Annotated in this window: 12 protein-coding genes; all 12 read right to left on the bottom strand. The window is 51.7% G+C overall.

What is annotated here, in order from left to right; genetic code table 11:
- Positions 1 to 35 precede the first annotated feature (35 nt).
- Positions 36 to 1,343, bottom strand: a complete 1,308-nt coding sequence (gene rimO, locus J7I43_RS16995) for a 30S ribosomal protein S12 methylthiotransferase RimO (RefSeq protein ID WP_209147050.1) — start codon at positions 1,341 to 1,343, stop codon at positions 36 to 38.
- A 185-nt stretch (positions 1,344 to 1,528) separates the two neighbouring features.
- Positions 1,529 to 2,407 (bottom strand): cupin-like domain-containing protein, encoded by an 879-nt coding sequence (locus J7I43_RS16990; protein ID WP_262898757.1) that lies wholly within the window; start codon positions 2,405 to 2,407, stop codon positions 1,529 to 1,531.
- Positions 2,408 to 2,733: 326 nt separating this feature from the next.
- Positions 2,734 to 3,696 (bottom strand): signal recognition particle-docking protein FtsY, encoded by a 963-nt coding sequence (ftsY, locus tag J7I43_RS16985; protein ID WP_209147048.1) that lies wholly within the window; start codon positions 3,694 to 3,696, stop codon positions 2,734 to 2,736.
- Between the two features lie 153 nt (positions 3,697 to 3,849).
- Entirely contained in the window at positions 3,850 to 4,017 is a 168-nt protein-coding gene (locus tag J7I43_RS16980; protein ID WP_209147047.1) for a DUF4295 family protein, read from the bottom strand.
- A 96-nt stretch (positions 4,018 to 4,113) separates the two neighbouring features.
- The gene (rpmG, locus tag J7I43_RS16975) at positions 4,114 to 4,296 is read right to left on the bottom strand and encodes a 50S ribosomal protein L33 (protein ID WP_120514459.1); all 183 of its coding nucleotides are present in this window, start codon (positions 4,294 to 4,296) and stop codon (positions 4,114 to 4,116) included.
- A gap of 32 nt (positions 4,297 to 4,328) precedes the next feature.
- Complete coding sequence (rpmB, locus tag J7I43_RS16970) at positions 4,329 to 4,568, bottom strand: 50S ribosomal protein L28 (RefSeq protein WP_209147046.1); 240 nt, start codon at positions 4,566 to 4,568, stop codon at positions 4,329 to 4,331.
- Between the two features lie 116 nt (positions 4,569 to 4,684).
- Positions 4,685 to 5,272: a carboxymuconolactone decarboxylase family protein gene (locus J7I43_RS16965; protein WP_209147045.1), complete on the bottom strand. Its 588-nt coding sequence runs from the start codon at positions 5,270 to 5,272 to the stop codon at positions 4,685 to 4,687.
- A 68-nt stretch (positions 5,273 to 5,340) separates the two neighbouring features.
- On the bottom strand, positions 5,341 to 5,895 hold the full coding sequence (locus tag J7I43_RS16960) for a peroxiredoxin (protein WP_209147044.1): 555 nt from the start codon (positions 5,893 to 5,895) through the stop codon (positions 5,341 to 5,343).
- A 779-nt stretch (positions 5,896 to 6,674) separates the two neighbouring features.
- Positions 6,675 to 7,406: a bacillithiol biosynthesis deacetylase BshB1 gene (gene bshB1 / locus J7I43_RS16955; protein WP_209147043.1), complete on the bottom strand. Its 732-nt coding sequence runs from the start codon at positions 7,404 to 7,406 to the stop codon at positions 6,675 to 6,677.
- A 66-nt stretch (positions 7,407 to 7,472) separates the two neighbouring features.
- A complete protein-coding gene (locus J7I43_RS16950) occupies positions 7,473 to 8,072 on the bottom strand; it encodes a DUF4294 domain-containing protein (RefSeq protein WP_209147042.1) in 600 nt (199 codons plus the stop codon).
- A 48-nt stretch (positions 8,073 to 8,120) separates the two neighbouring features.
- Positions 8,121 to 9,116, bottom strand: a complete 996-nt coding sequence (locus J7I43_RS16945; protein WP_209147041.1) for an alpha/beta hydrolase — start codon at positions 9,114 to 9,116, stop codon at positions 8,121 to 8,123.
- Positions 9,117 to 9,196: 80 nt separating this feature from the next.
- Positions 9,197 to 11,704 (bottom strand): cytochrome c biogenesis protein CcsA, encoded by a 2,508-nt coding sequence (gene ccsA / locus J7I43_RS16940; protein ID WP_209147040.1) that lies wholly within the window; start codon positions 11,702 to 11,704, stop codon positions 9,197 to 9,199.
- Positions 11,705 to 11,770 lie beyond the last annotated feature (66 nt).

The following is an 11,770-nucleotide window of genomic DNA, read 5'->3' as shown; positions in this document are numbered from 1 at the left end:
TGATCAATACGCCGGTACAATCAGTTGTGAAACTTTTAAACCAGCTCTCCTTCCAAGTCGTAGTCGAACGCCTTGGTAATTTTAACCTGTACGAAATCTCCGGGTTTCAACTTCCTGTCCGTGTTAATGATCACTTCATTATCCACCTCTACCGAATCGAACTCCGTGCGGCCCAGGTATCGGCCGGATTCTTTTTTATCTACTAATACTTTAAATACTTTTCCTACTTTTTCCTGGTTCTTTTCCAGGGAAATTTCCTGCTGCGTTTCCATGATATCCTGCGCGCGGCGTTCTTTTTCTTCGGCGGGGATATTGTCTTCCAGCTCGTACGCGGAAGTGTTTTCCTCATGACTGTAAGTGAACACGCCTACCCTGTCGAACCTAACTTCTTCCAGGAAACGTTTCACGTCTTCCACGTCTTCTTCCGTTTCACCGGGAAAGCCGGCTATCAGCGTTGTGCGCAGGCAGATGCCGGGCACTTTTTCGCGGATGGTCTGCACCAGGTCGAATATCTCCTTACGGGTGATCTGGCGTTTCATGGCTTTAAGCATCGGGTCGGCAATGTGCTGGAGGGGCATATCGAGGTATTTGCAGATATTGTCCCTTTCGCGCATTACGTCGAGTATTTCGAGCGGGAATTTGGTGGGATAGGCGTAATGCAGCCTGATCCATTCCAGCCCTTTTACGTCCGCCAGCGCGTGCAGCAGCTCGGCCAGGCGGCGTTGTTTGTACAGGTCGAGACCGTAATAGGTAAGTTCCTGCGCGATGAGCATGATCTCCTTCACACCGCTTTTCACCAGCTTTTCCGCTTCCGCCACCACCTGTTCGATGGGCTTGGATACGTGCTGGCCGCGCATCAGCGGGATGGCGCAGAAAGCGCAGGTGCGGTTGCAGCCCTCGGAAATTTTCAGGTAAGCGTAGTGAGACGGGGTGCTCAGCAAACGCTCGCCCACCAGCTCGGCTTTATAGTCCGCGTCAAATTTTTTGAGGATGAGGGGCAGCTCCATGGTGCCGAACCATGCGTCCACACCGGGAATCTCCTTTTCCAGGTCGCCGCGGTAACGCTCGCTGAGGCAGCCGGTCACAAAAACCTTGTCCAGCTTGCCGCGGCTTTTCAGCTCCACCTGGTCGAGAATGGTGTTGATCGATTCTTCCTTGGCCTTGTCGATAAAGCCGCAGGTGTTCACCACCACGATGTTATGATCGCGTTTGGCGTTTTCGTGCACCACATCGATGTCGTTCGCTTTAAGCTGACCGCTTAAAACCTCGGAATCAACCATATTCTTGGAACACCCCAGCGTGATAATATTAACCTTGTCTTTCTTTAAAGTTCTTGTCTTCAAATAGCAATTTTTAGAATTTGCCACGAAGACACGCAGACACGCTCGGGAAATACAGCAGGCAAGCTGTTTGGAGTGACTATGAGCCTAAGTGGAGGTCTTGAGAAGTTGCAAAGGTAATGAAATAATTTGAATTACACAGGTTTATCCATTACCCGGGGGTTAATTTATTGTTATAACATGATTTTTCAGGCGAGCACACGTCGCATGGCTTTTTCGGCGCGTTCGTTGGCCACTCTTCTTTTGTAATGGTACCACCATTCCGGCGCCATTTTGATCAGCAGGTTGTTCATGCTGCGCAGGCCGGCGATGTGATACAAACCGTTCAGCTTGCCGCTGATGCTCTGGTCGAGCGCGCGCAGGCTCATGGCGAAACCGCCGTCCAGGTATTCCATATGGTGCCAGTAACCACCGGGCATGAACATGGTTTCCCCATGCTCCAGCACGGTGGTGTAAGCTTTGGCGTAACGCAGCGCGGGATATTTCTGCTCGTCCAGCCGTTCGCTCCAGTTCACAAAACTGGCGGCGCTTTCCACCGTCATGGGCATGCGGTAGATCAGGTCAGACTGATTGTTTTCGAGCAGTAGCACACGTTTGCGGCCGATGAACTGGGTATGGAAAATGTGACTGAGATCAATGTCGTAATGCATATGAGCGATGGAGCCGGCCCCGCCCACGAAAAGCATCGGGTATTTTTTCAGGAACCCTTTGACGAACACGTCCGGCCAGGTGAAATCGTTCACCAGCTGGGGCGCGTGCTGAAAGATGTTGAAGAGGAAAATGCGGAGCTGTACCGGGCCTTGCTGGATCATGTCCAGGTATTCGCCGAAGGTGATGTAATCGTCTGCCCCGTTCACCAGGGTTTTGGCGCCGGCGCGCTCGTTATTGTAAACGCCTACGGTCTTGTCTCCCACCAGCGATTTGAAGTAAGCCCAAGTCCATTTTTGAAAGGCGGGCCAGGATTTGGACAATCCGGTAATGATCAAGGGTTTACGCGGTTCGTAGTAGCGGGTCCTGAATTCTTCTGCTGTAATATGCTCAACTCGATCTATGGATTGCAACTGCATAAACGCGAATTGTTAAAGGGTGAAACAATAAACAATACAAAAAGAGAAAAAATGATACCAAATTTAACAAATAGATGCATTCGTAGTGCAGGGTGTATAAATAGTTGATAATTAGCGGAAGGGTCAGGGCCATGGGACTATGGCTGCCATCACGCTGTCGCGCCGCTCCCGGGGCATGTCCCCGAAGTTGACTTAAGCAGCATGTAGAAAAAGGGGAATCATCTTCATAGGTTTAGGCTTTCAGGAAAGATGCGGTAGGGGGGAAATCCATAAACATAAAAAAGCCGGAAGCAAAACTCCCGGCCCTTACTATAAAAATTTAAAAATCAGTCATTTATACTAAAAAGCGTATCTACAAACGCTTCTTTATGAAACACCTGCAGGTCTTCCATTTTCTCCCCTATACCGATGTATTTCACCGGGATCTTGAACTGGTTGGCAATGGCAAGCACCACGCCGCCTTTGGCCGTACCGTCGAGTTTGGTGATGGCCAGCGAGGTAACTTCCGTTGCGGCCGTGAACTGCCGTGCCTGTTCCAGCGCATTCTGACCGGTGGAACCGTCCAGCACCAGCAGCACTTCGTGCGGCGCGTCCGGGATCACCTTGTTCATCACGCGTTTGATCTTGCTAAGCTCGTCCATCAGGTGGAGTTTGTTATGCAGGCGGCCGGCCGTGTCGATGATGATCACGTCCACATTGCGGGCGGCGCCGCTTTGCACGGTGTCGAACGCTACGGCGGCAGGGTCTGAGCCCATTTGTTGTTTTACGATCGGCACGTCTACCCTTTCGCTCCAGATGGTCAACTGATCCACGGCGGCGGCGCGGAAGGTATCGGCGGCGCCGAGCAGCACCGATTTACCCGCTTTTTTGAAGTTATAGGCAAGTTTGCCGATGGTGGTGGTTTTCCCCACCCCATTTACGCCTACCACCATGATCACGTAAGGCTTTTTCCCTGCGGGCACGTCGAAGTCACGGAAACCGCTATCTGGCGCGTCTACCAGTATGGCCGACACTTCTTCTTGCAATATCCTGTTCAATTCACTCGTATTCAAGTACTTATCTTTCGCAACGCGCGCCTCGATCTGACTGATGATCCGGACGGTCGTATCCACGCCTACGTCCGCTGCCACGAGCGCTTCTTCGAGATTGTCGAGCACTTCTGCGTCTACGGTGGATTTGCCGGCGATGGCGCGGCCTATTTTTGAGAGGAAACTTTCTTTTGTTTTTTGCAGGCCCTGGTCCAGACTTTCTTTCTTTTCACGGGAAAAGAGTTTATCAAAAAAACCCATAACAAAACGATCTTGAATAATAAATGTAGGCGAAAATACAGAATGTAGCGGAGAAAGGCGGGAAATGTTGAATGTACATTTTCGTCAAAACACAAAAAGCCGTCCGGTAAAGGACAGCTTTTGCAGTATATTTAGTAAAGCCGAATTACTTAATTACTTAAAGAACTCCTGCACTTTATCCTTGTGGATGATCTGCTCTTTAAAGGTATAAGCGCCGGTCTTGGGAGAACGGGCAGCTTTGATCACTTTCGTCCACACTTTAGCCTCAGCTGCGGCCTTTGTATCTTTTACCTTCGCGTTTTTAGAAGCTTGTTTTGCCATATTATAAAAAGTTAAGCGTTAATCGTAGGTCGTTAATCATTCAGGAGCTAATCGTAAGAACCTTAATCGATTAACTGCCAACAATTAAAGTTGACCTTATTTGATTTCTTTGTGTACAGTCACCTTCCTCAGGATAGGGTTGTACTTCTTCAGCTCCAGGCGTTCCGGAGTGTTTTTCTTGTTCTTGTTGGAGATGTAGCGGGAAGTGCCGGGCATACCAGAGTTCTTATGCTCTGTACACTCCAGGATTACCTGCACCCTGTTTCCTTTCTTTGCCATTTTTTATTCTTATTAAGTTGATCCTTAATGAATTAGATGTCTTTGTTACCTTCAGCGCGCAGATCTTTCACTACGGCGTACAGGCCACGTTTGTTAATGGTTCTCAGACCATCGGCAGACACTTTCAAAGTGATCCAACGATCTTCTTCCGCCAAAAAGAAACGCTTGGTTTGCAGATTGGGCAGAAACCTTCTTTTTGTCTTGATGTTTGAGAAGGAAACATGATGACCTGTAATCGGTTTTTTCCCTGTCACCTGACATACTCTAGCCATGATTCTAAAAAATTTTGGACTGCAAAAGTCGCACTATTTTATGTAAATATCAAATTATGCGAATTCTTTTTATTCACATAATTCGGAACTGTCTAATAAATTAGACGATTTTATCCTTACAGCAATACCACCAGGCTCTTCACCACCGCGCCCAGGCGCACCCCGTCCATGATCCGCTGCTGCTCCGTGCCGTGTTTCAGCAAAGCGTCCTCGTGAGAGGTCACGCACATCTCGCAACCGTTCAGCGCCGAGATCACCAGGCTCACCAGCTCGAAAAACTCCTTCCCTATCACCGGGTTTGCCATAATGCTCATCCGGATGCCCGCAGGCGCGCTCGTGTAAAATTCCTTGTTCACGAAATGACGGAAACGGTAAAACACGTTGTTCGCGTTCATCAGCGACGTACAGCTCGCCACTTCGGCCACTTCCTTGTCCGTTGCGCCGGCGGCCAGGGCCAGCTGCTCGAAGCCGGACTGCAGCGCGGGCTGTTTTTCGTTCACCGCTACGGCAAAACCCAGCAGGTACGCCTCTTTTTTGCTCAGCGTAGCCGCTTCGAGCGCATTGGTAACGTTGATCTTCAGGTCTTTCAGGTAACGCGCATCCACCGCGGCCAGGGCGGCCAGCTTGGCGGGCACTTCGGCGGAAGGCAGACCTACGGCCTGCAGTATTTGTTGCGCAGTGTCCTGCGTATTGGTAGCAAACATATTTCGATGTTGTTTCAGTTTAAAAAATACCGGGCAGCGCACTGCCCGGTAAAAATTCCGTCGTTGGATTAAGCGTTGAGGGTTGCCTCGCCTTTCTGCCAGTTGCAGGGGCACAGCTCGTCCGTTTGCAGGGCGTCCATCACGCGGATCACTTCTTTTACGTTGCGGCCTACGGAGAGGTCGTACACGGAAGTCCAGCGAACGATGCCGTTAGGGTCTACCACGAAAGTAGCGCGGTAAGCGATCTTTTCATTTTCTTCCAGGATGCCCAGTTCGTCTGCCAGGGATTTGGATGTGTCCGCCAGCATGGGGAACTGCAGGCCGCGCAGGTCGTCGTGATCTTTTCTCCAGGCCAGGTGCACAAACTCGCTGTCTGTGGAGGCGCCGATCAGCACCGCATCGCGGTCTGCGAAGTCCTGGTAATGTTTGTTAAACTCAGCGATTTCGGTAGGACATACGAATGTGAAGTCTTTCGGCCACCAGAACATCACCATCCATTTCCCGGATGCCTTGATCTCTTCGGAAGAGATCTCGTAAAACTCTTTGCCTTTCTCGATGGAAACAACTGCCTTTTTTGCGAATTCCGGGAATTGCGCCCCTACTGATAAAACTGCATTTTTCATGATACTATCTCTGATTTATTGATTTTTGCTATGCTATTTCGCGAAATGTTACGCTATTTCGTAAAGCCGGCGCAAAGTTCCTGTTCAAAAAGGGTAAAATCAAATAGATTTATAAAGATATCATATCGATTTCATCTATACTATTTTAACTTTCCATAGATGTCTGTACAAGCAAATCCTTAACCAGCAACAACTTGCGGATTTACAAGCTTTTCCATATAAAAAATCATGGTTGTTTTCCGTAAAAACACGTAACCTTTTGGCACGTTATTTAGTTATATATACAGCAAGAATAAAACGACTGGTTATGAAATTGAAGAACATACTCTTAGTGATCCTTACGGTTGGCCTTGCTTTGATTCCGTTTATCAAAAACAGCATCAACAAACAAGATGAATTTGACGCTACACAGGATTTATTCATCTAGTTTAGGCAGGTGACAAGTACAACCCAAAAGAGCGCCCCCTCTTTGTCAATGTACCATCCCTGCAGCGGGTCCCATTGTACCGTATTTTGAAAAATTCCGCCTGAAAAAGCGGAACAGGAAACCATTTGCCACACCCGGCGGACCGCCGGCATCAGCAAACGGGCTTTTTCGCCCCTATCACAACTTAACATTTCAAAAGGCGTTCAGCCAGCCATAAAATTAAGGGCTGGCCAACAGGTGCAAACCGGGTGGCCGGCCCCGGGTGTTTTTATACCTCCTTCCTCCCCTCACGTTCATCCAATAAAAAAGCCACCGGAGCTTCCCGGTGGCCGAATAATTCAATCAGACAAGATCAGGTCGTTTCGTTGATGAAATCCATCAAACTTTTCACTCCCAGCATTTTCGCGGAAGTATACCCTTCCGCATACGCCACGCCCACCATTTTACCGAGCATTTTGGCGCGGTACACCACGCTGTCGAAAAATTCGGGGGAAGAGATGTAGGTCTGCGGCTCGTGGTCTTTTTCAGCCAGGAACTGCGTTTTAAAACATTTGATCGCCGCCAGCTTCTGTTCTATCACCCCGCTGATGTCCACCACGAAATCGGGTTGGCTGTAGCGGTCCTGGATAAAATGATACACCTGCTTCGGTCTCCAGGCCTGCTGCGGCTGGCCGTTCCCGTCGAACGTCTCGATCTTGCGGAGCCCCGCCAAAAAAGCGCTGTCCCTGATCAGCTGCGCCGCCCGGCCGTGGTCGGGATGCCGGTCGTCTACCGCATTGGCCAGCACGATCTCCGGCCTGAATTTGCGGATCGCGGCCACTACTTTCAGCTGGTCTTCGCGGGTATTCTGAAAAAAACCGTCCGCCAGGCCAAGGTTCTCCCTTACGTCCACGCCCATTACTTTACAGGCTTCTTGCGCTTCCAGGATGCGGCCTTCGGGCGTGCCGCGGGTGCCCAGCTCGCCGCGGGTAAGGTCTATAATGCCCGTTTTCAGGCCCTGTTTTGCATGTACCATCAGTGTGCCCGCACAGGACAATTCCACATCGTCCGGGTGTGCGGCTATCGCCAGTATATCCAGTTTCATGTTCCTTTAAAATTTTGCCGGTGCAAAGGTCGGGTATATGGGGAGATGTTCCAAATCAGCAAACTATCAGTAAAAACGGTTGTATAACTGGATCTCCTGCACGATCTGCTCGATATCGCGGTCGTCCTGCGTATTGAACTCGCTTTTGAGGTTGCCGCCAAAGAAAAAAGCGACGGTCTGGTACATCCGCGCGCTGAAACCGCCTTTCAGCTCTTTCACAATGTCGTAGCAGTTTTCGCCGGTTTCGCGGTGAATGAGTTTCATGAGCACTTTGCCCTGGTATACGGACAGGTTCTCAAGTTTATCGCCAAACTCTGCTTTGAGCAGTTTTTCTTTCGAGGCAAGGTAGGCTTTGCGCTGTTTTTTGTTGGGCATGGTTTGCAGATCGCGGTTCACGTCTTTAAGAACGCGCCCCGCAGACACTGCGTAGGGATATGTTACGTACACGGCATTGCGTAGCCTCGTCCAGCGCTCGCGCTGTTTGCGCAGGCGTTTGGGCAGTTTGTCGTAAACGTCGAAAATGCGGAGGGTGATGGAAGGGATCGTGTCGCTGCCGTACAATACCGCCGCTACGGCCACGGTGTCTGTGGCGGTGCGCCGCTGGGCCTCAGCGGAGCCTGCCAGGCACAGGAGACATGTACAAATGATGAGCAGATTGCGAAGCACGGTCAAAAGACGATTAATAATAAACCCTGATCTTTCCCAAGATACGAATTAGTTCCGATTCCTGTTAACCTCCTCCCACCAGCTGTTGATGGCGGCTTCCACGCCCGGCACATCGCCGGAAGTAATGCTGGAGCCGAGCACATGGGCCCCGGCGTTCGGGATGGCCACGGCGCGCTTCAGGCTGTCCGGCGTGCCCAGCTCGCGATGCATGTCCAGTATGGCGGACACTTTTACGGTGGGGTCCTGTTCCTTTTCATTTTTATAAAAATACAGGTTCAGCACCGGCTGGTGAATGCGCGCGAAGGTTTCCGGCTTCATGGTGTGCTCCACCAGGTTTTCCAGTTCTACAACGGCCTCCAGCCTGTATTTGGTATACCAGTATTTCGCTTTCTCCGGGTTCTCCGGTTTGTATTCATTGTATTTGCCGCCTTTCACCAGCCGCGCAACCATCAGTCCCCAGGGTTCATCGAGCATACCGATCATTTGTTCGTTGATGGCGATGTTCGGGCTCAGGTTGATCACCGCTGCCACGTCGTTCGGGTATTGGGCGGCCAGCAGCAATGCCAGCGTGCCGCCGGTGGAAGTGCCCATCAGGATCACCCTGTTGCCCAGCTGTTTGCCGATGGCGAGGGCTTCCTTCGCGTCTTCCCAAAGGCCCTGCGCGGTCATGTTCTCCAGCGCGTCGGTCGTATCGATGCCATGCTGGTCGAGGCGGGAGAGATAAAGATTATAGCCGTTTCGTTTAGCGAAATCGCGGTGAACGGGGTCCCCTTCTTTTTCACTGGCGGAAAAACCATGCAGGTACACCACGCTGTAAGGCGTTTTAAGCCCTTCTTCCCCTGCCCATACAATACGCGCCTCGTTGCCTGGGCGAAGGCGGTGCAGGGCTTCTTTCTGACCGATATAGGCCTCCAGCCGCTCCGGCTCGCCGGGCACGCCGGGAAGGGCGCCGCCAAGGGCCGGCGGCGCGGGTTTGGGACCGAGAAAATACACGATCACGAGTAAAGCGATGACTACAAAAGTTGTTCTTATAATGCGGCGCATAGGATGTAGGGTTTATCCGCTAAGATAACAAAAAGGGCGGCCCGTGGAGGCCGCCCTGTACGATCATATCGTAAAATCTTTTATTTGGCGCCTTTCATCCGCTGGCGGATGCTCATCACAAAACCGATGATCATCACGATGATACCGATCCACAACACGTTGATGTACGGGAAAACCAGCGCTTTTAACACGATGAAATCCATCGGGTCGCGGCTTTCCTTTATTTCCAGCTCTACTTTGTTGTCGTTCGGCAGGATCTTCGTGAAACGCACGGCCAGGCTCAGGGGAGCGATGGTGTCCGGCACGTTGCCCTGGAAAGTGCTGTCGCGGATAAAATATACCGGGCGCATGTTGAAATCGCCGTTTTCGCGGGTATGCACGAAAATTTCGGCTCCCACGGCAATGTCTCCCGGCTCGGGTTTGTAATTTTTTTGCTCGGGGCCGGTTTTTAGCGCGGTAAGCACCATAAAGCCCTTGGAAAAGAAAATGGTATCGCCCTGCGCGATGGTGTGTTTTTCATACGGCAGCGTGTCTGTTACCGCGCCTTTCATGGGCGCGAGGGTCACGTAGGTGAAAATATCGCGGGTGAGGTAATGTTTGGAATCCGGGTTGGGCGACAGCTGGCCTTCCTGGCCTTTCACGTTGAGATACGCGTCTGGGTAGAGAGTGAAACGCTCTGTGGGAGCGGCATTCAGGCTTTCTTTCTTTTCGTAGTCCACGATAAAGAAGGTCTTTTCCTTATCCGCCGTGCCGATGGAATCGCCACGATAGGTCACAAAATAAGGGCCCATCTGCACGGGCAGGCCTTTGGGCAGCAGGGTGTTCTCCTGGCTTTTCTGACCGCTTTCCTTGGTGAAATATCCCGCCAGCATGTTCATTTTGTCCACGCTCAGCACTTCTTTTTTGGAAGAGGAGATCAGGATGCCCAGCAGCGTGAGGCCGAATCCGATATGCGCCACGGAAGCGCCCGCAGCTTTGGTCTTGCCTTTCAGCACCGCGAAAATATAACCGGTGTTGGCCACCACGGCGTATACGCTGGCAAACAGCATCAGGTAGATGGCCACGAGGAAACCAGGGCCGAATTCGTTGTAGTTCACCTTGCCGAGCCAGCCGATCAGCACGGTAAGCGCCGCGGAAATGATGGTGGGCCAGGCGAGTTTTTTCCAGAGCGTGCCTTTCGGCGTGTCTTTGTATTTCATGTACTGCACCACCGCCGTGAGCGTGCCCACGATGGCGGCCAGCCAGATCTGGATCTGGTTGTAGTGGAACACGGGATCGGTGGGCGGCGCGAAGTCTTCGAGGTTGAAGAGTTTTTTCAGGCCGAACAGGTCCAGCAGTTTGTTCCACACGGGAATAGAAGTGGTGAAGGTGATCTGCACGGCGCTCACCATCAGGATCAGTGCGCCCACGAACAGCCAGAACTCGCGGCTGTAGGTGCTTTCTTCCTTCACGATCTTCGGAATGTCTTTATTCCGCGCGATCAGCATCCAGAATGCAGGGATGGTGAAGATGCCCATAAAGATGAGCAGCTGGCCGCTCATGCCCAGGTCCGTAAACGAATGCACGGAAGTCTGGCCCAGTATGCCGCTGCGTGTGAGGAAGGTGGAATACAGGATCAGTACGAAGGAAATGATAAAGAAAAAGAAGGTGGAACGCAGCGCGTGGCCGGAACTGCGGTATGCCAGCATGGTGTGCACGCCGGCCACCAGCGTAAGCCAGGGCACGAGGGAAGCGTTTTCCACGGGGTCCCAGGCCCAGTAACCGCCGAATGTAAGCGATTCATAAGCCCATGCGGCGCCCATCATAATGCCTGTGCCGAGCACCATGGTGGCGAACAGTGCCCAGGGCATGGCGGGTTTCACCCAGTCTCCGTAATTGCGCGTCCAGAGGCCGCCTACGGCGTATGCAAAAGGTATGATGCAGGAAGCGAAGCCCAGGAACAGGATCGGCGGGTGGATCACCATCCAGTAGTTCTTAAGCAATACGTTGAGGCCGTTGCCGTCTACGAATTGTTTGAACTGCAGGTAGTTCGGGTTCATGAAGATGGGCGAATCCGGCGCGTCCTGGCGCATGAGGATGAAGGGGCTGCTGCCTACTTTGTACTCGAACCAGGGAAGATCGAGGTAAATGCCGAGCAGCATGGTGCCCAGGCCGATCTGCGCAAAGGCCAGCACGGTCATCACCGGGCCTTCCCATTTTTTGCCGGTCCTGATCAGGATAAGCCCCAATACGCTGTGCCACACGCTCCAGAGCAGGAAGCTGCCCTCCTGCCCTTCCCAGAAACAGCTGAGGAGGTATTGCACTTCAAGATCGCGGCTGGAGTGCTGCCAGGCGTATTTGTATTCAAAATAGTGATGGGAAATGATGTAATAGAGAATGCCGAAAACGGCGAATACCGAAAAGGCCTGGACGATAAAGGCCCAGCGGCCCATTTTCAGCCAGGAAGCTTTTTTCAGCTCATCTTTCTGCTGAACGCTGCAGAAATATGCAACGGTAGCCACCATGGAAGCTACAAAAGCGAGAATCGTGAAAAAATGCCCCAATTGTCCGGGAAGTAAATGCTCCCCTGCATATTTGATCTGTTCCAAATTTTTGATCCGTAAGACGTTATGAAATCGCGCCGTGGCCGGGTATGAGAGGCAAAGGCAGACGGT

Origin of the sequence: Chitinophaga chungangae (assembly GCF_017742215.1) — a bacterium.
GTDB lineage: Bacteria > Bacteroidota > Bacteroidia > Chitinophagales > Chitinophagaceae > Chitinophaga > Chitinophaga chungangae.
The sequence above is the reverse complement of the archived record's forward strand: the minus strand, read 5'-3'. Positions and strand labels throughout refer to the sequence as shown.

What these genes read in the sequence shown, in the direction of transcription:
- J7I43_RS16990 (WP_262898757.1), bottom strand. Translation starts at nt 2,407, where the DNA reads ATGCAGTTGCAATCCATAGATCGAGTTGAGCATATTACAGCAGAAGAA.
- ftsY (WP_209147048.1), bottom strand. Translation starts at nt 3,696, where the DNA reads ATGGGTTTTTTTGATAAACTCTTTTCCCGTGAAAAGAAAGAAAGTCTG.
- J7I43_RS16980 (WP_209147047.1), bottom strand. Translation starts at nt 4,017, where the DNA reads ATGGCAAAACAAGCTTCTAAAAACGCGAAGGTAAAAGATACAAAGGCC.
- rpmG (WP_120514459.1), bottom strand. Translation starts at nt 4,296, where the DNA reads ATGGCAAAGAAAGGAAACAGGGTGCAGGTAATCCTGGAGTGTACAGAG.
- rpmB (WP_209147046.1), bottom strand. Translation starts at nt 4,568, where the DNA reads ATGGCTAGAGTATGTCAGGTGACAGGGAAAAAACCGATTACAGGTCAT.
- J7I43_RS16965 (WP_209147045.1), bottom strand. Translation starts at nt 5,272, where the DNA reads ATGTTTGCTACCAATACGCAGGACACTGCGCAACAAATACTGCAGGCC.
- J7I43_RS16960 (WP_209147044.1), bottom strand. Translation starts at nt 5,895, where the DNA reads ATGAAAAATGCAGTTTTATCAGTAGGGGCGCAATTCCCGGAATTCGCA.
- bshB1 (WP_209147043.1), bottom strand. Translation starts at nt 7,406, where the DNA reads ATGAAACTGGATATACTGGCGATAGCCGCACACCCGGACGATGTGGAA.
- J7I43_RS16945 (WP_209147041.1), bottom strand. Translation starts at nt 9,116, where the DNA reads ATGCGCCGCATTATAAGAACAACTTTTGTAGTCATCGCTTTACTCGTG.